The following is an 18,385-nucleotide window of genomic DNA, read 5'->3' as shown; positions in this document are numbered from 1 at the left end:
AGCGATGGCGGACGTCCGCCGGCGCGCCGAGAGTCTAACCGCAAAGCGCGTTCCGCCCGTTCCATTTCGTGAGATTTCGCCAGAGCTGCGCTACTATGGGTTCATGGCTGAACCTACCGGGAGACTGCCATGGACGGTGAATCGATCGCGGGCCTGATCGGGCTCGCAATAGGTCTGATCGTGCTGGTGGCGTTGTCGATTTTCGAATCGCGGGCATACCGGCGTGAACACGATGGCGAGGGCATGCTGCATCACTGGACGCATCAGCATCTACATATGCCGCATTGGAGGCGTCCAAGGCATTGATGCAGGTGATCTTCGACTCGGACCGAATGGCCTCTGGCCGCGGCACCGGCATGTCACGGTGCCTCAGTCGCGCGTCCGCGCGATGACGCGTTGACCGGCTTTGCGGCGCCTGCGCGCATCGAGGTCCGCTGGACGTGCGCGACGCCTTTCCGGTTCTTTGGGCATACATACATCGAACGACGACGCTTCCTGCGTCGCTCTCTCCTTCTGCGCCTTCGTCCAAGGCCTCACTGCATCGAGCTTAACGGGTGCTGGGCACATGCCTTGCTGATTCCGATCCAGCAACAGACGCGCGACACGCGCGTCGATTGTCGCGGCGCGTGCGCCACACCAGCGTGACGATGCGGCCAGCGATTTCGCGGCCCCCGCAAAAAGGAGAACGCCATGACCGTCGGAACCATCCTGCTAATCGTGCTCATCCTGCTGCTGATCGGCGCGTTGCCAAGCTGGCCGTATAGCAGCGGCTGGGGCTATCGGCCGACTGGACTCGTCGGCGTCGTGCTGATCATCGTGATCATTCTGCTGTTGATGGGGCGTATATAGCCCACCGCGAGGCCGGCGCGAGCCCGCTACGGCGAACGTCGTTGCCCGTACGGTTGTTGCCGCCAAGGGATTGACGCTCCTGCACGCACCCCCTATACTCTCGGATTCGTCGGAGCGTAGCGCAGCCTGGTAGCGCATCTGATTTGGGATCAGAGGGTCGTAGGTTCGAATCCTATCGCTCCGACCACGAAAAGCAGGTCGAAACCCGCGAAGCCTCCGGCTTCGCGGGTTTTTGCTTTTTGGGCTCGCGTTCACGTGGACGCCGACAGCCGCCCCGTCAGGCACTCGCCTTGCAAATCATCACTCGCGCATGCGACAGTGCTTGCGCAGGTACCTCGCTGCGAAGACGCGTAAGCCCGCCGCAACGCCATCCCAAGCCGCTCAAAAAGGAGACTCCCATGGACCTGATCCTCTGGCGTCACGCCGAAGCAGAAGATGTCGCCGCGAGCGATCTCTCCCGCGCACTCACCACGCGCGGCCGCAAGCAGGCGCAGAACGCCGCGAAATGGCTGCGCGCCCGTTTGCCCGACGACGCGGTCATACTCGCGAGCCCCGCCGTGCGCACCATCCAGACCGCCGAGACGTTGAGCGACCAGTACCGCGTCGTGCGCGAACTCGCGCCGAACGCGAGCGCGAACGACGTCCTGGAAGCGGCCGGCTGGCCCGGCGGCATCGCGCAAACCGTGGTGATCGTCGGCCATCAACCGACGCTCGGCCACGTCGCCGCGCAACTGCTCGGCGACAGCCGCGCGAGCTGGCCACTGAAAAAAGCCGGCATCTGGTGGATCGAGAGCCGCGAGCGCAACGGCGAAGATGAGGCGGTGTTGCGCGCCGCCATCAGCCCCGATCTGATCTGAGCGCGCGTGTCGCGCGACGCCTCCGACATTACAGGCACCCACGCGAGGGCTTACGGGCAGTCATCCAATCGTCACGGCTTTGCCATGCGAGCGTCACCGCGCGTTACTACATTGGCGAAAAAAGAAATCCTCACTCTTTTCGACCAGGACAGCCAATGCGAGAACTGCCGACGCCCACCCTGCCCTTCGCCTCGCTTTTCGAACCGCGCCGTCTGCCGCGTGCCGAGGAAACGGTCACCGCGCAGCATCGCCTGCAAGTGTCGTGGGCGCGTACCGACGAAGAGCTGCGTGAAGCGCAGCGTCTACGCTATCGCGTCTTCGCCGACGAAATGGGCGCACGCCTCAGCGGCCCCGCGGGCCTCGACGTCGATGCCTTCGATTCGTACTGCGACCATTTGCTGGTACGCGATCTCGACACGTTGAAAGTAGTCGGCACGTATCGCGCTCTGCCGCCGCATCAGGCCGCGCGCATCGGCCGTCTATATGCGGAAAGCGAGTTCGACGTGTCGCGTCTCACTCATCTGCGCGCGAAGATGGTCGAGGTCGGCCGCTCGTGCGTGCATCCCGACTATCGCAGCGGCTCGGTGATCATGTCGCTGTGGGCTGGGCTCGCCGCGTACATGAAGCACAACGGCTACGAAACGATGCTCGGCTGCGCGAGCGTCGCGATGGCCGACGGCGGCCACTATGCGGCGAACCTGTATTGCTCGCTGCGCGACAACGCGCTTACCGCGCCCGAATACCGCGCGTTCCCGCATACGCCGCTGCCGGTCGACGAACTGCAGACGGGTGCCGCCGTCGCGCCGCCGCCGCTCGTGAAGGGCTACTTGCGTCTCGGCGCGAAGATTTGCGGCGCACCGGCGTGGGACCCCGACTTCAATACCGCGGATTTCCTGACGCTGTTCCGTCTGTCCGATATCAACGCGCGCTATGCGCGGCACTTCCTCGGCGACGCGTTGCCGCGATAAGCTGCACCGAGATACGAAAAAGCCCTGCATTTGCAGGGCTTTTTTTGTTCATGCACACGCCGCGAATCGACGCGTGCGTCGAATCGCATCGCGTCAATCGTCCGTATAAACGACACGGTACGGAATCCCGACTTTCTCCCACTCCGCCGCCTCCTGGATCAGGCTGTAATCCGTCAACGGATTGTTGGCGACCCACGCGTTCGGCAAACGCACCTCGTAGCCGCCGTTCGCCTGAGCAACCGTGATGCCCGGCAGGCCGACGTCCGCGCGTCGACGGCACAGCAACGCCGCGAGCCGCAGACAGAACAGCAGCGGCCATTCCACGTCGCGCGTCTGCGACAGCTTGCCGAGCTTGCCCGCGTGGCCGAGCACGAGCGCGGCGAGGCGCGCCTGGTCGGTACGCGAAAAGCCCGGCATGTCGGCATTGCTTGCGATATAAGCCGAGTGTTTGTGATACGCGCTATGCGAGATCGACAGCCCGATTTCGTGTAGCGACGCCGCCCAGCCGATGAACATGCGGTTTTCCGTGCGGCGTTCCTCGTCCGGTTCGACGAACTGGTCGTAGAAGCTCGTCGACAGATCGCCGATGCGCCCCGCCTGCGGGCGATCGACGCCATAGCGGCGCATGAAGCCCTCGACCGTCACCGTACGCATGTCCTCGTGCTGCGAACGGCCGAGCAGGTCGTACATGACGCCGAGGCGCAGCGCGCCGTCGGTGGTGTCGACATAGTCGACGCCCAGTTCGTCGAACACCGCGATCATGATCGACAGCCCGCCCGCGAGCACCGGCACGCGGTCGCTCTTCAGCGCAATCAGTTTCAGCCGGTTGACGTTTTCGGCCTTGATCAGCGCGCGCTTGAGCCGCTCGAGGCCGCCGCGCGAAATGCCGTGCGTGACGCCCGCATCGTTGAAATTGTTCGCCTCGACCAGTTCGGCGAGCGCGCGCGCGGTGCCCGACGAGCCGATCGCCTGCTCCCAGCCGGTCTTCTTGTATTCGGCGGAAATGATCTGGATTTCGCGGCGCGCGGCGAGCTCGGCCTGGCGCATCGTGTACTCGTCGACGTTGCCGGCCGGGAAAAACGCGCGGCTATGGCTCACGCAGCCGATATACAAGCTCTCCATCATGATCGGCGTGTAGTGCGAGCCGATGATGAATTCCGTCGAGCCACCGCCGATATCGACGACGAGCCGCTTGCCCGCGCTCGCCGGCACCGAGTGCGCGGCGCCCGCATAAATCAGGCGCGCTTCCTCGCGACCGGCGATCACTTCGATCGGAAAACCGAGCGCGGCCTGCGCTTCGCCGAGAAATTCGCCCGCATTCTTCGCGATGCGCAGCGTATTGGTCGCGACCGCGCGCACGTGGTCCGGATGAAAATCGCGCAACCGCTCGCCGAAGCGCTTCAGCGCATCCCAGCCACGCACCTGCGACGCGCGATCGAGCATCTTGTCGCTCGATAGCCCGGCCGCGAGCCGCACCGGCTCGCGCAAGGCGTCCACCTGATAGATCTGGCTGCCCGCGTCGGTTTCCTCGACCCGGCCCACGATTAGCCGGAAGCTGTTCGAACCGAGATCGACGGCGGCGAGGAGATGAGGAATATTGACCATCGGGTAAGCGTACTCCATGCGCGCGAGCGCGGCGGATGCGGCCGAGGGCGTGGCGGCGGACTCCGGCAGCGCCACGCGCCTGCCCGGCGCCTTCGGCGCACGATGCGCGTCGCGGCCGGCCGCACTGTTCAAAGACGCCATTCTAAGCGTAGCAGCCTTCACGGTGTCACCTCGCGGCGCAGGGAGTTCGGTATCGTCGCATAGGTAGCGCGTCATATTGACGACAGACGACGATTGCGGCATAAAATCTTAAGAACATCACCGATGTCATCAGGACGTCACCAAACCGTGAGAATTTCCGAGCGTCTTTCTGTCTCCATTTCAGACATTTCAATCTCGCCGCCGATGTCCGTCCGCTATCCCTTATTGAATCGCGAGCTGGGCATTCTGGGTTTCAACGAGCGTGTGTTGGCGCAAGCCGCCGATCCCGCCGTCCCCCTGCTCGAACGTCTCCGCTTTATCTGCATCACCAGTAGCAATCTCGACGAATTCTTCGAAGTCCGCATGGCCGGGCTTCAGGAACAGATGGGCGACAACCCCGGCGCATTGTCGCCCGACGGCATGTCGCTGCTTCACATGTACGACCTCGTGGTCGAACGCGCGCAGAAGCTCGTGCATCGCCAGTACACGATGCTGCACGACACGGTGCTCACCGCGCTCGAACAGGAAGGCATCTATTTCCACGGCAACGAAGCCTGGAGCGACGCGCAGACCGAATGGGCGCGCAACTACTTCTTCAACGAACTGCTGCCGGTGCTCACGCCGATCGGTCTCGACCCCGCGCATCCGTTTCCGCGCGTGCTGAACAAGAGCCTGAACTTCGTCGTCGAGCTCGAGGGCAAGGACGCGTTCGGTCGTCAGGCGATGATGGGCATCGTGCAGGCGCCGCGCGCGCTGCCGCGACTCGTGCGCATGCCGCAGGAGCTGTCGGGTTATCCGCATGGCTTCGTGCTACTGAGCTCGCTGCTCCAACACTTTGTCGGCGAGCTGTTTCCGAATCTCGTCGTGCGCAGCTGCAATCAGTTTCGCATCACGCGCAATAGCGAGCTGTTCGTCGACGAAGACGAAATCACCAATCTGCGCGTCGCGTTGCAGGGCGAACTGCCGGCGCGGCATCTGGGCAATGCGGTGCGGCTCGAAGTGTCGGCGGAAACGCCCACGCATGTGGTGCGGCGCCTGCTCGACGAAAGCGGTCTGTCGAACAAGGACTGCTACTACGTGAACGGCCCCGTCAATCTGGTGCGGCTGATGCAGCTGCCCGAGATGGTCGACCGGCCGGATCTGAAGTTCGTGCCGCACATTCCGTCAACGCCGAGGCAGATCGCCAACAGCGCGAGCATGTTCGACGTGATCGACCAGGGCGACGTGCTGCTGCATCATCCGTACGAGAGCTTCCAGCCGGTGCTCGAGCTGCTGTTGCAGGCGGCCAAGGACCCGAACGTGGTCGCGATCAAGCAGACCATCTATCGGACCGGCACCGACTCGCCGCTGATGGATGCGCTGATGCAGGCCGCGCGCAACGGCAAGGAAGTCACGGTGGTCGTCGAGCTGCTCGCGCGCTTCGACGAGGAAACCAACATCAACTGGGCCTCGCAGCTCGAAGCGGTCGGCGCGCACGTGGTCTACGGCGTAGTCGGCCACAAGTGTCACGCGAAGATGATGCTGATCGTGCGACGCGTGTCGGCGGGCGGCAAGGCGATCCTGAAGCGCTACGTACACCTCGGCACGGGCAACTATCACCCGCGCACCGCGCGCCTCTATACCGATTTCGGTCTGATGACCGCCGATCAGAAGATCTGCGAGGACGTGCACCATGTGTTCCAGCAGCTCACCGGCATCGGCGGCGAGTTGAAGCTGCACGAGCTGTGGCAGTCGCCGTTCACGCTGCATCCTAAGCTCGTCGACGCGATCCGCCAGGAAGCCGAGCATGCGCGCGCGGGCAAAAAGGCGCGCATCGTCGCGAAGATGAACGCGCTGCTCGAGCCGACGGTGATCGCCGAGCTGTACGAAGCATCGCAGGCCGGCGTGAAGATCGATCTGATCGTGCGCGGCGTGTGCTCGCTGCAGCCGGGCGTGCAAGGGCTCTCCGAGAACATCACGGTGCGCTCGATCGTCGGGCGCTTTCTCGAACACCATCGCATCTACTACTTCTACGACGGCGGCAAGGAACAGGTTTATCTGTCAAGCGCCGACTGGATGGATCGCAATCTGTTCCGGCGCGTCGAAGTCGCATTCCCGGTCAACAACCGGCGGCTGAAGCGGCGCGTGATCGCGGAAGGGCTGTCGGCGTTTCTCGGCGACAACCAGTCGGCCTGGCTGATGCAGAGCGACGGTCACTATCGCCGGCGCCGGCCGGGCAAGGCGTCGCGCAATGCGCAGATGAGTCTGCTCGGCAAGTTCTGTTCGTAGTCGCCCGCGTTTCAGTCGACTGCCGCGTTCAAACCTGTGCGGTTTGAACGTGCGCCGTCCGATACACCGGAAAGCGCACCGTGAACGTGCTGCCGCGCCCTTCTTCGCTCTTTACGTCGAGTTGCGCATCGTGCCGTTGCAGTACGTGCTTGACGATCGCGAGACCGAGCCCGGTGCCGCCCGTATCGCGCGAACGGCTGCGATCGACGCGATAGAAGCGCTCGGTGAGCCGCGGGATATCGGCGGCCGGAATGCCGAGGCCGCTATCGGTGACCGAGAACACCGCATGGCCACCCTGCGCACGCCAGTTAACCTTGATCGAGCCGCCGTCCGGCGTGTAGCGGATCGCGTTCGTCACCAGATTGCCGAATGCGCTGAAAATCTCGGTTTCGACGCCGGTGACGGTCAGCGCTTCGTCGGCATCGAAGACGATCTTGTGATGATCGCTGGACAGGCTCTGCGCGTCGTCGCGCAGATGCCGCAACACCGCGCGCATGTCGATCATCTGATCGCTCGGCGGCTTGTTGTCGCCTTCGAGCCTCGCTAGCACGAGCAGATCGCTGACGATATGACGCATGCGCGACGCCTGCTGCTCCATCAGCTCGAGATAACGCGCGCGCTCGGCTTCGCCCAACGGCAGCTCGCGCATCGTCTCGAGAAAGCCGGACAACACGGTGAGCGGTGTTTTCAATTCGTGCGACACGTTGGCGACGAAGTCACGCCGCATCGCATCGGTGCGCTCGAGTTCGGTGATGTCCTGCGACAGCACGAGCTTGCGATTGTCGCCGTAAGGAAACACCTGCACCGACAGCACGTTCTGGCGCTTGTCGCCCATGCCGCGCATGATCAGCATTTCCTCGTACCGATGCGAATTCAGATAGCGCACGAAATCCGGATGACGCACCAGATGCGTAATGTGCTGACGCAGATCGCGCTTCGCATCGAGCCCAAAGTGGCTTTCGGAAATCGCATTGCACCACTCGATCTGATCATGATCGTCGAGCATCGCGACACCGTTAGGCGACGCCTGGATCGCCTGGATGAAACGCGAATGCTGCTGCTCGACCTGGCGCACCTGGGCGTGCCAGCGCTTCGCGAGCTTGTGCAGACGATAGTAGATTTCGCCCCAGATGCCGGGGGCGCTCGGCACTTCGCCATACACCGGCGCGTCGAGCAGACGCCACAGACGCTGCTTGTGGAAGGTACTGAAGACGCTCTGTCCGAGCAGCAGGACGATGGCGAGAGCGAGCCCTGCCTTGACGTTCACCAGTGCGCCGACCACCGCGCACAGAACAGCAAGCAGCACGACCGACACGATGGAGCGCGCCCAGATGATGTTCATGGTCTAGCGATCGAAGAGAAAATACAGCGCAGGAGGGAGGTACGGCGGCACAGCGCCATGCAATGCAGCGCGCCGCCGATGGCTATCAGGCGCTCTTCGCCAGCCGGTAACCGCTGCCGCGTACCGTTTCAATCATAGCATCGCACCCTGCCGGCTTGAGCGCCGCGCGCAGACGCTTGATGTGCACGTCAACGGTCCGCTCTTCGACGAACACGTGATCGCCCCACACCTGATCGAGCAGTTGCGTGCGGCTGTGCACGCGCTCCGGGTGAGTCATGAAGAAGTGCAGCAGACGGAATTCGGTCGGGCCGAGATCGAGCTTGATCTCGCTGCCTTCCGCATGCGCGGCGACGCGGTGCGTGGCCGGATCGAGCTTCAGGCCGTTGATCGCGACCACGTCTTCGGTCAGCTGCGGCGCGCGGCGGCGCAGCACCGCCTTGATGCGCGCCATCAGCTCCTTCGGCGAGAACGGCTTCGTCACGTAGTCGTCGGCGCCGATCTCGAGGCCGAGCACCTTGTCCTGCTCGTCGCCTCGCGCGGTCAGCATGATGATCGGGATATGCTTCGTGCGCTCGTTGTTGCGCAGATCGCGCGCGAACGAAATACCCGATTTGCCCGGCAACATCCAGTCGAGCAGCACGAGATCGGGCAGCACGTCGCTGATCAGGTTGTGCGCCTGCTCCGCGTTGTAGGCGCGAATCGGGCAGTGCCCGGCGTGTTGAAGATTGACCGAAATCAGTTCGGAAATGGCGGGCTCATCTTCAATGACGAGAATGCTGCTGGGCATCGGCACCTCTGTTCCTTATCTCTGGATTAGCTGAGCGCTTCGCGTTCGAGCGCGTCGCGCGATTGGTGCCGCACGTCGGTACCCTTGACGATGTAGATGATGAATTCCGCGATGTTCTTCGCGTGGTCGCCGATCCGCTCGATCGCCTTGGCGATGAACAGGAAGTCGAGGCCCACCGAAATCGAACGCGGATCTTCGGTCATATACGAAATCAGCTTGCGCACGAACGCGCGGAATTCCTCGTCGATCGCCTTGTCGTCGCGTACGATCTGCGCGGCGGCGACCGTGTCCAGACGCGCGAACGCGTCCAGCGCACGGCGCAGGATCGACACGGCCATTTCGCCGGACAGCTTGATCTCGGCGATGTTGATGGTGCGCGACGCGCCGTCTTCCATCAGACGCTTGGTACGCTTCGCGATCTTTTCGGCTTCGTCGCCGGCGCGCTCGAGGTTCGTGATGGTCTTCGAGATCGCGATCAGCAGGCGCAGATCGCGAGCGGCCGGCTGACGGCGCGCGATGATGTTGCTGCACTCTTCGTCGATCTCGACTTCCATCTTGTTCAGACGGTCTTCGGCGACGATTACCTGCTCGGCGATGTCGAGGTCGAATTCGTTGAGCGCCTGCATCGCGTTGACGATCTGCGATTCGACGAGACCGCCCATTTCGAGCACCTTCGACGAAACGAGGTTCAGGTCGGCGTCGAACTGGCTGGACAGATGTTTATCGGACATGTCGTACTCCGTTGTATTGCCCGGCGGATCAGCCGAAGCGGCCAGTGATGTAGTCCTCGGTTTCCTTGCGGACCGGCTTGATGAAGATCTTTTCGGTATCGCCGAATTCGATCAGTTCACCGAGGTACATATAGGCAGTGTAGTCCGAACAGCGGGCCGCCTGCTGCATGTTGTGCGTGACGATCACCACCGTGTAGTCGCTCTTGAGTTCAGCGATCAGCTCTTCGATGCGGCCCGTCGAGATCGGGTCGAGCGCCGAGCACGGCTCGTCGAGCAGCAGCACTTCGGGGCGAATCGCAATGCCGCGCGCGATGCACAGACGCTGCTGCTGGCCGCCCGACAAACCGTAGCCACTCTGGCCGAGCTTGTCCTTCACCTCGTTCCACAGCGCCGCCTTGGTAAGCGCCCATTCGACGCGGTCGTCCATTTCCGAGCGCGACAACTTCTCGAACATCTTCACGCCGAAAGCGATGTTGTCGTAGATCGACATCGGGAACGGCGTCGGCTTCTGGAACACCATGCCGATGCGCGCGCGCAGCAGCGAAATGTCCTGGCGCGTGGTCAGCAGGTTTTCGCCGTCCATCACGATCTCGCCTTCCGCGCGCTGCTCCGGATAGAGCGCGTACATCTTGTTGAAGGTACGCAGCAGCGTGGACTTGCCGCAGCCGGACGGGCCGATGAACGCGGTCACCTTGCCTTCGGGAATCTCCAGATTGATGTTCTTCAGCGCGTGATACTTGCCGTAGAAGAAGTTGAGGTCCTTGACCTCGATCTTCGGACGCGACGGCGTTTGTGCGTGAGCGCTGCTTTCGGGGTCGGAGCCCGCGGGCGCGGCTGCGTGCCCGATCGGATTGAGTTGGGTTTCTGCCATGTTCATCGGATTCACTCCGCCCTTACTTGTTCGTGAAGATCGTGCGCGCGAGGATGTTCAGTCCCAGCACCGCGAGCGTGATCAGAAAGACGCCGGCCCACGCGAGCGATTGCCACTGCGCGAACGGGCTCATCGCAAACTTGTAGATCGTGACCGGCAGGTTCGCGACCGGCTGGCCCATATCGACCGAGAAGAACTGGTTCGACAACGCGGTGAAGAGGAGCGGCGCGGTTTCGCCGGCAATCCGCGCGACACCGAGCAGCACACCGGTGACGATGCCCGCGATCGACGCCTTCAGCGTGATCGACAGCACCATCTTCCACTTCGGCGTGCCGAGCGCGAACGCGGCTTCACGCATCGCGCTCGGCACGAGTTTCAGCATGTTTTCGGTCGTGCGGATCACGATCGGAATCTGCAGCAACGCGAGGGAGAGCACGCCGGCCCAGCCGCTGAAGTGGCCCATCTTCGCGACGACGAGCGCGTAGACGAACAGACCGATCACGATCGACGGCGCCGACAGCAGGATGTCGTTGATGAAGCGCGTGAGGTTCGCGAGCCAGCCCTTCTGGCCGTATTCGGCGAGATAGACGCCCGCCATGATGCCGATCGGCGTGCCGACGAACGTTGCGAGCCCTACCAGCATCACGCTGCCGACGATCGCGTTGGCGAGACCGCCGCCATCGGTGTTCGGCGGCGGCGTCGACTGCGTGAACAGGTCGACCGACAGACCGCCGATACCAAGACGCAGCGTCGTATAGAGAATCCACACGAGCCACAGCAGGCCGAACGCCATCGCCGCGAGCGACAGCGTCAGCGCAAGCGCGTTGGTCATGCGACGGCGTCCTTGCAGACGCACGCGCATCCTTTCGAGCGTCGCGGCGTCCTTCAGACCTGGCATGTTCAGGGACGGCCCGCTCATTTCGCGCCCTCCCCTTTCTCGAGACGCAGCAGCATGATTTTCGAAATCGCCAGCACGATGAATGTAATCACGAACAGGATCAGGCCGAGTTCCATCAGCGCCGACGTATGCAGGCCCGGGTCCGCTTCCGCGAACTCGTTGGCGAGCGCCGACGTGATGCTGTTGCCCGGCGAAAACAGCGAAATATTGTCGAGCAGATTGGTGTTGCCGATCACGAACGTGACCGCCATCGTCTCACCCAGCGCGCGGCCGAGACCGAGCATGACGCCGCCGATCACACCGCTCTTCGTGAACGGCAGCACGATCTTCCACATCACTTCCCACGTCGTGCAGCCGATACCGTACGCCGATTCCTTCAGCAGCACCGGCGTGACTTCGAACACGTCGCGCATCACCGCTGCGATGTACGGGATGATCATGATCGCAAGGATCACGCCCGCGCACAGAATGCCGATCCCGATCGGCGGACCGGCGAACAGCGCGCCGACGATAGGAATACTGCCGAGCACCGCGCCTAGCGGCTTCTGGAACCACACCGCGAAGATCGGGGCGAACACGAGCAGACCCCACATGCCGTACACGATCGACGGAATCGCGGCGAGCAGCTCGATCGCGATGCCGAGCGGCCGGCGCAGCCACGCGGGCGACAGTTCGGTCAGAAACAGCGCGATACCGAAGCTGACGGGCACCGCGATAAGGAGAGCGATGATCGACGTCGCGAGGGTGCCGTAGATCGGCACGAGCGCGCCAAATTGTTTGCTGGGTGGATCCCACACCGCCGTCCACAGGAACGCGAGACCAAACTCGCGAATCGACGGCATCGAGGCGATGATCAGCGACACGATGATGCCGCCGAGCAGCAGCAGCGTGACGATGGCGGAAAGGCGTGCGAGGCCGCCGAAGATCACATCGCCCGAGCGGCCAGGCGCTTTCTGCTGCGACGCGCTGCCAGGCGGAGTGGCCCGGCTCGTGCCGGACGCAAAATCGATATCGGACATGAGAGCCTGAGGGACCTGTTTCCAGTTGCCGGACGACACATGTCGGGCGGTCGGTGATACATGCGGCGCATGCCGCGTGAAAGTCGCCGGCCGTCCTCGCACGAGGACGGCCGGGGTGCTACAGGGCGCGGCCCAGATCGACCGCGCCAGCTTACCCTGTTACTCGGCGAGCGTCTTGCCTGCCGAATCCTTGACCTTCTGCTTCCACTGCGTGCGGATTTCCGAGACGACCGACTGCGGCAGCGAGATGTAGTCCAGATCGTTCGCAGCCTGGCCGCCGTTCTTGAACGCCCAGTCGAAGAACTTCAGCGTTTCCGCGCCTTGCGGTGCCTTGTCCTGCGTCGTGTGCAGCAGCACGAACGTCGCGCCGACGATCGGCCATGCGTTCTTGCCCGGCTCGTTCGTCAGGATCTGGTAGAACGACTTCGACCAGTCGGCGCCAGCAGCCGCTGCCTTGAACGTGTCGGTCTCCGGCTGAACCACCGCGCCGGATTCGTTCTTCATCGCGACATAGTTCATGTGGTTCTGCTTGGCGTACGCCCATTCGACGTAACCGATCGCGCCCGGCAGACGCTGCACGAAAGCCGCGACGCCGTCGTTGCCCTTGCCACCCGTGCCGGTCGGCCAGCTGACCGTCGCACCTTCACCGACCTTCGTCTTCCATTCCGGGTTGACCTTCGACAGGTAGTTCGTCCAGATGAAGCTGGTGCCCGAACCGTCGGCGCGGCGCACCACGGCGATGTCCAGATCCGGCAGCTTGACCTTCGGGTTCAGCGCGACGATTGCCGGGTCGTTCCACTTCTTGATCTTGCCCAGGTAGATGTCGCCGAGCACTTCACCCGACAGCACCAGTTCGCCCGGCTTCACGCCCGGCACGTTGACTGCCGGCACCACGCCGCCGACCACCGTCGGGAACTGGAACAGGCCTGCCTTCGCGAGTTCGTCGTCCTTCAGCGGAGCGTCCGACCCTGCGAAATCGACGGTCTTCGCCTCGATCTGCTTGATGCCGCCTGACGAACCGATGCCTTGGTAGTTAACCTTGCCGCCGCCGGTCTTCTGATAAGCGTCGGCCCACTTCGTGTAAATCGGTGCCGCGAACGTGCTGCCCGCGCCGGTGATGTCTGCGGCTTGCGCTGCGATTGCGAAGAGCGCGCCAGCGACGCCAGCGAACACGGTTTGCATCAATTTCATGAGACCTCCAGGTGGGTGTGAGCGTGTGGTGTGAGCGTGAAACTCGAACACCGCGAAGCTTAGGGTCTCTTTATGACAAAAACGTGACTGATAATGAATCAGATGTGACAGTAATATTACCCGGTGAAAGGTGCCAAAGCCGCCGAATTGCCGCTGTGCCGATGCCCGTTGCATCGAATTTTTCAAGGTAGACGAAAAAGATGGGGCGCGAACGTTTGCGCTTCGGGCGGAGGTCGGTTTTGTGCGGGGTGTGCCGTCCTTTTGGCGACTGCGGAGTTGGGATTCGATGGGGTGAGGAATGAGCCTCGTCGGGTGTGAAAGCCCGCCCACCCAGTTTATGGAGTCCGCTGAATCTTCTGCTTGCGACGCTCAGACAGGCGGCAAGCGGCCGCCACCGCCCGCCGCCGTCTCGGGAATCGATCAGGCCGTCGCTACCCGCACGGCTTCGGCAATCGCTTCAGAATGCTCGAGCGCGTCCGCGAAGTTCTGCGCCTCCACCATCACGCGCAGTACCGGCTCGGTGCCCGACGCGCGGATCAGTACGCGACCGCGGCCGTCGAGCGCGCCTTCGGCCACCTTGATCGCGCTGCGGATCGTCTCGCTGCCCTTCCAGTCTGCACCGGGCTTCATGCGCACGTTGATCAGCTTCTGCGGGAACAGGGTGACACCGTCGAGCAGATCCGCGAGCGATTTGCCGCTCCGCTGCATCGCCGCCAGCACGAGCAGAGCGGACACGATGCCGTCGCCGGTCGAATGGCGATCGAGTGACAGAATGTGGCCCGAACCTTCGGCGCCGAGCTGCCAGCCGTGCTCGCGAAGCTGTTCGAGCACATAGCGGTCGCCGACCGCGGCGCGCACGAACTTGACGCCGGCATTCTGCAGTGCGACCTCCACGGCCATGTTGGTCATCAGCGTGCCGACTGCTCCTTCCACGTGGCCGGCGGTCGCGATACGGTCCTTGACCAGCACGTACAACAGCTCGTCGCCGTTGAAAAGGCGGCCGGACTCGTCGACGACCTGCAGACGGTCAGCATCGCCATCGAGCGCGATACCGAGGTCCGCGTGGTTCGCGCGCACCGCGCGAACCAGCGCATCCGGCGCGGTCGCGCCGACGCCGTCGTTGATATTGAAGCCGTTCGGCGAGACGCCGATCGGGATCACTTCCGCGCCGAGCTCATGGAACACGTGCGGCGCGACGTCGTACGCGGCACCATGCGCGCAATCGACGACGAGCTTCATGCCGCGCAGGTCGTACGCGGCCGGGAACGTGCTCTTGCAGAACTCGATGTAGCGGCCAGCTGCGTCATCGAGACGGCGCGCTTTGCCCAGTTGCTCGGAGGCCGCGCACGCGAGCGGCAGCTCGAGCTGCTCCTCGATCTGCGCCTCGACGTCGTCCGGCAGCTTGTTGCCGTCGGCCGAGAAGAACTTGATGCCGTTGTCGTAGTACGGGTTGTGCGATGCGCTGATCACGACACCGGCGGCAAGCCGCAGTGCGCGCGTGAGATAGGCGATGCCGGGCGTCGGCATCGGGCCGGCCAGCATCACGTCGACGCCGGCCGCCGAGAAGCCCGATTCGAGCGCGGCTTCGAGCATGTAGCCCGACACCCGCGTGTCTTTGCCGATCAGCACGGTCGGACGGGTGCCTGTTTTCGCCCATTGATCGGCGCCCGCGAGCACCTTGCCGGCCGCATAGCCGAGCCGCAACACGAATTCCGGCGTGATCGGGCCTTCGCCGACCTTGCCCCGAATGCCGTCCGTTCCGAAGTAACGACGTGCCATCTTTGTTCTCCCTGTCCGTGGCTGCGGGTTCAACCGTGCGCGCGGCTGTGCTTGTCCGCGTCGCGCAGGGTTGCCCATACTTTCAATGCATCGACTGTTTGCGCGACGTCGTGTACGCGCAGAATCGCGGCGCCCCGTTCGGCCGCGCACACCGCCGCGGCGATGCTGCCGGCCACGCGCTCCGGCGCCGGCCGCCCCGTTATCGCGCCAACCATCGACTTGCGCGACATGCCCGCAAGAATCGGATACGGCGAAGCGGCGCGCGGGGCCGCGTCGCGCAGATGCGCGAGCAGCGCGTAGTTATGCTCGACGACGACCTTGCCGAAGCCGAAACCCGGATCGACGCTGATGCGCTCGCGCGCAATCCCCGCCTGCTGCAACGTCGCGACACGCTCCTCGAGGAAGTGGCGCACTTCGCCGACGACGTCGTCATAGTGAGGCTCGCCCAGCTGCATGGTCTGCGGCTCACCCAGCATATGCATGACACAAAGGCCGCAGTCGCTGTCGCGCACCGCGTCGATCGCGCCAGGCAAGCGGAAGCCCCAGATGTCGTTGATCAGGTCGGCGCCCGCGTTCAACGCATGACGCATCACTTCCGGCTTGTACGTATCAACCGACAATGGCACGTTCGCGCCACGCAGTTGCTCGACGAGCGGCAACACGCGCTCCAGCTCTTCGTCGAGCGGCACCGGCGGCGCGCCAGGACGCGTCGATTCCCCGCCGATATCGATGATGTCCGCGCCCTCGAGCATCATGCGCTCGGCTTGGCGCAGCGCATCGCCGCGCGTCGCGAACTTGCCGCCATCGGAAAAGGAATCGGGAGTGACGTTCAGGATGCCCATGACCAACGGGCGTTCGAACGTCAGCTTGAAGCGGCCACACTGCAGCGGCTCTGGAAGGGGTGCGGAAGAAGAATCGGCTTTCGACACGTAGCAATGCTTCACTTGGAACGGATAAATGCAATACGGGCCGGTGTGTAGCACACCGGCCCGCACTTTCTACTGGCTGCCGATCAGGCCGGCGCGGTTGCGCTGCCCGGCTTGACTTCGGTGCCCGGGCTGCCGCCCGACGAGGCGTCGCTTGCCGACGGAGGCGAGCTCTTCGGCGAACGCGGCGGACGGCCTGCCATGATGTCGTTGATCTGATCGGCGTCGATCGTTTCCCACTCCATCAGTGCGGCGGTCATCGCTTCGACCTTGTCGCGGTTCTCTTCGAGCAGGCGCCGTGCGAGATTGTACTGCTCGTCCAGCACATGACGGATTTCCGCGTCGACCTTCTGCTGCGTCGCTTCCGAAATGGTCCGCGTGAAGCCACGGCCGAACGGCGAAGCGTCGTTCTCGTCATCGACATAAACCATCGGTCCGAGCGCATCCGTCATGCCGAAGCGGGCAACCATTGCGCGAGCCGTCTGCGTCGCCTTGTTGAAGTCGTCCGACGCACCGGTGCTGATCAGGTTCAGGAACAGCTCTTCCGCGACGCGGCCACCGAACAGGATGGCAAGGCGGTCGAGCAGATATTCCTTCGAGTACGTTTCGTTGTCATGCTCCGGCAACTGCCATGTGACGCCCAGCGCACGGCCGCGCGGAATGATCGTGACCTTGTGCACCGGATCGGCCTTCGGCAACAGCTTCGCGATCACCGCGTGACCCGATTCGTGATACGCGGTAGCACGCTTGGATTCTTCGCGGATCACAGCCGACTTGCGCTCTGGACCCATGAAGATCTTGTCCTTCGCGTCCTCGAAGTCCGTCATTTCTACGATGCGCTTGCCGCGGCGCGCCGCAAACAGTGCTGCTTCGTTGACGAGGTTTGCGAGATCTGCGCCCGAGAAACCCGGCGTGCCGCGCGCGATCACTGCCGCATCGACGTCGTTCGAGATCGGCACCTTGCGCAGGTGCACCTTCATGATGTGCTCGCGGCCGCGAATATCGGGCAGACCCACGTACACCTGACGGTCGAAACGGCCCGGACGCAACAGCGCCTTGTCGAGCACATCTGAACGGTTCGTCGCGGCGATCACGATGACGCCCGAGTTCGCCTCGAAGCCGTCCATTTCGACGAGCATCTGGTTCAGCGTCTGTTCGCGCTCGTCGTTGCCGCCGCCCATGCCGGCGCCTCGATGACGGCCGACCGCGTCGATTTCGTCGATGAACACGATACACGGCGCGTGCTTCTTGGCCTGCTCGAACATGTCGCGCACGCGAGCCGCGCCGACGCCGACGAACATTTCCACGAAATCTGAACCTGAAATGCTGAAGAACGGCACCTTCGCCTCGCCGGCGATGGCGCGCGCGAGCAGGGTCTTACCGGTTCCCGGCGGGCCAACGAGCAGCACGCCGCGCGGAATACGACCACCGAGCTTCTGGAATTTCTGCGGATCGCGCAGGAAGTCGACGAGTTCCGACACCTCTTCCTTGGCTTCGTCGCAACCGGCGACGTCGGTGAAATTGATTGCGTTGTTGTTCTCGTCGATCAGCCGCGCGCGCGACTTGCCAAACGAGAACGCCCCGCCTTTGCCGCCCCCCTGCATCTGTCGCATCATGTAAAACCAGAAACCGATGATCAGGATCGTCGGTCCGAGGTAATACAGCACGGACATCAGTGCATTGGGTTCGTCGTCAGCCTTGCCGCTCACCTGTACGCCATACTTCATCAGATCGCCGACCATCCAGATGTCGCCGGGCGACACGATCTGGTACTTCTGGCCGTCTGCTGGAGTGACCGTGAGGTTCCGCCCCTGGACGATGACGTTCTTGACTTTGCCGTTCTTCGCGTCGTCCATGAACTGCGAATAGGAAACGCCTTCCTGGACACGGGGCTTGTCGAACTGCTTGAACACCGTAAACAGCACCAGTGCGATTACCAGCCACACTGCTGCTTTCGAAAACATATTGTTGTTCAAAGCACCACTCCTTCACTTAGACGGGCGCCTACACTTGCCTTGCGGCACCACGAAAGCATTCTAATCCAGTCCGCAGACCCCTGCCATAACGTTTCACTACCACGGAAATAGGGTAGCGGGCCGACTTGACGCCCGTCTCCGGACGCATCGGGTTCATTATTGGCAGGGATGGAACCG

16 protein-coding genes and 1 tRNA gene are annotated in these 18,385 nt (G+C 63.2%); 6 read left to right on the top strand and 11 right to left on the bottom strand.

What is annotated here, in order from left to right; genetic code table 11:
* Positions 1-129: 129 nt before the first annotated feature.
* The 5 genes from OKW45_RS18140 to OKW45_RS18120 all read left to right on the top strand — a co-directional run bounded on the left by OKW45_RS18140 (position 130) and on the right by OKW45_RS18120 (position 2,674).
* The gene (locus tag OKW45_RS18140) at positions 130-306 is read left to right on the top strand and encodes a hypothetical protein (RefSeq protein WP_018421224.1); all 177 of its coding nucleotides are present in this window, start codon (positions 130-132) and stop codon (positions 304-306) included.
* 384 nt (positions 307-690) lie between these two features.
* A complete protein-coding gene (locus OKW45_RS18135; RefSeq protein ID WP_018421226.1) occupies positions 691-849 on the top strand; it encodes a DUF3309 family protein in 159 nt (52 codons plus the stop codon).
* Between the two features lie 110 nt (positions 850-959).
* A tRNA-Pro gene (locus OKW45_RS18130) sits at positions 960-1,036 on the top strand.
* Between the two features lie 211 nt (positions 1,037-1,247).
* Positions 1,248-1,706: a SixA phosphatase family protein gene (locus OKW45_RS18125; protein WP_018421227.1), complete on the top strand. Its 459-nt coding sequence runs from the start codon at positions 1,248-1,250 to the stop codon at positions 1,704-1,706.
* Positions 1,707-1,861: 155 nt separating this feature from the next.
* A complete protein-coding gene (locus OKW45_RS18120) occupies positions 1,862-2,674 on the top strand; it encodes a GNAT family N-acetyltransferase (protein ID WP_184028352.1) in 813 nt (270 codons plus the stop codon).
* Positions 2,675-2,767: 93 nt separating this feature from the next.
* Here OKW45_RS18120 and ppx read toward each other — a convergent pair whose 3' ends face one another.
* Entirely contained in the window at positions 2,768-4,420 is a 1,653-nt protein-coding gene (ppx, locus tag OKW45_RS18115) for an exopolyphosphatase (protein ID WP_429470239.1), read from the bottom strand.
* A 204-nt stretch (positions 4,421-4,624) separates the two neighbouring features.
* On the opposite strand from ppx, the gene ppk1 reads away from it, so the two are divergent.
* A complete protein-coding gene (ppk1, locus tag OKW45_RS18110) occupies positions 4,625-6,688 on the top strand; it encodes a polyphosphate kinase 1 (protein WP_018421230.1) in 2,064 nt (687 codons plus the stop codon).
* A gap of 28 nt (positions 6,689-6,716) precedes the next feature.
* On the opposite strand, the gene phoR is transcribed toward ppk1, so the two are convergent.
* The 10 genes from phoR to ftsH all read right to left on the bottom strand — a co-directional run bounded on the left by phoR (position 6,717) and on the right by ftsH (position 18,208).
* On the bottom strand, positions 6,717-8,030 hold the full coding sequence (phoR, locus tag OKW45_RS18105; RefSeq protein WP_018421231.1) for a phosphate regulon sensor histidine kinase PhoR: 1,314 nt from the start codon (positions 8,028-8,030) through the stop codon (positions 6,717-6,719).
* A gap of 85 nt (positions 8,031-8,115) precedes the next feature.
* Complete coding sequence (phoB, locus tag OKW45_RS18100) at positions 8,116-8,817, bottom strand: phosphate regulon transcriptional regulator PhoB (RefSeq protein WP_008922879.1); 702 nt, start codon at positions 8,815-8,817, stop codon at positions 8,116-8,118.
* Positions 8,818-8,843: 26 nt separating this feature from the next.
* A complete protein-coding gene (phoU, locus tag OKW45_RS18095; RefSeq protein ID WP_027198295.1) occupies positions 8,844-9,548 on the bottom strand; it encodes a phosphate signaling complex protein PhoU in 705 nt (234 codons plus the stop codon).
* Positions 9,549-9,576: 28 nt separating this feature from the next.
* Positions 9,577-10,419: a phosphate ABC transporter ATP-binding protein PstB gene (gene pstB / locus OKW45_RS18090; RefSeq protein WP_409259166.1), complete on the bottom strand. Its 843-nt coding sequence runs from the start codon at positions 10,417-10,419 to the stop codon at positions 9,577-9,579.
* A 22-nt stretch (positions 10,420-10,441) separates the two neighbouring features.
* The gene (gene pstA, locus OKW45_RS18085; RefSeq protein WP_429470237.1) at positions 10,442-11,338 is read right to left on the bottom strand and encodes a phosphate ABC transporter permease PstA; all 897 of its coding nucleotides are present in this window, start codon (positions 11,336-11,338) and stop codon (positions 10,442-10,444) included.
* On the bottom strand, positions 11,335-12,336 hold the full coding sequence (gene pstC / locus OKW45_RS18080; RefSeq protein WP_184006234.1) for a phosphate ABC transporter permease PstC: 1,002 nt from the start codon (positions 12,334-12,336) through the stop codon (positions 11,335-11,337). Before pstC ends, pstA begins: the two co-directional genes overlap by 4 nt.
* Before the next feature lie 159 nt (positions 12,337-12,495).
* Entirely contained in the window at positions 12,496-13,527 is a 1,032-nt protein-coding gene (pstS, locus tag OKW45_RS18075) for a phosphate ABC transporter substrate-binding protein PstS (RefSeq protein WP_018421236.1), read from the bottom strand.
* A 420-nt stretch (positions 13,528-13,947) separates the two neighbouring features.
* Positions 13,948-15,306 (bottom strand): phosphoglucosamine mutase, encoded by a 1,359-nt coding sequence (glmM, locus tag OKW45_RS18070; RefSeq protein ID WP_018421237.1) that lies wholly within the window; start codon positions 15,304-15,306, stop codon positions 13,948-13,950.
* Positions 15,307-15,335: 29 nt separating this feature from the next.
* Positions 15,336-16,235 (bottom strand): dihydropteroate synthase, encoded by a 900-nt coding sequence (gene folP / locus OKW45_RS18065; protein ID WP_503129158.1) that lies wholly within the window; start codon positions 16,233-16,235, stop codon positions 15,336-15,338.
* Positions 16,236-16,318: 83 nt separating this feature from the next.
* Positions 16,319-18,208: an ATP-dependent zinc metalloprotease FtsH gene (gene ftsH, locus OKW45_RS18060; protein WP_018421239.1), complete on the bottom strand. Its 1,890-nt coding sequence runs from the start codon at positions 18,206-18,208 to the stop codon at positions 16,319-16,321.
* Positions 18,209-18,385: the final 177 nt, after the last annotated feature.

The organism is Paraburkholderia lebeckiae (assembly GCF_050436225.1).
Lineage (GTDB): Bacteria > Pseudomonadota > Gammaproteobacteria > Burkholderiales > Burkholderiaceae > Paraburkholderia > Paraburkholderia tuberum.
This window is presented reverse-complemented; position numbering and strand designations above follow the sequence as displayed.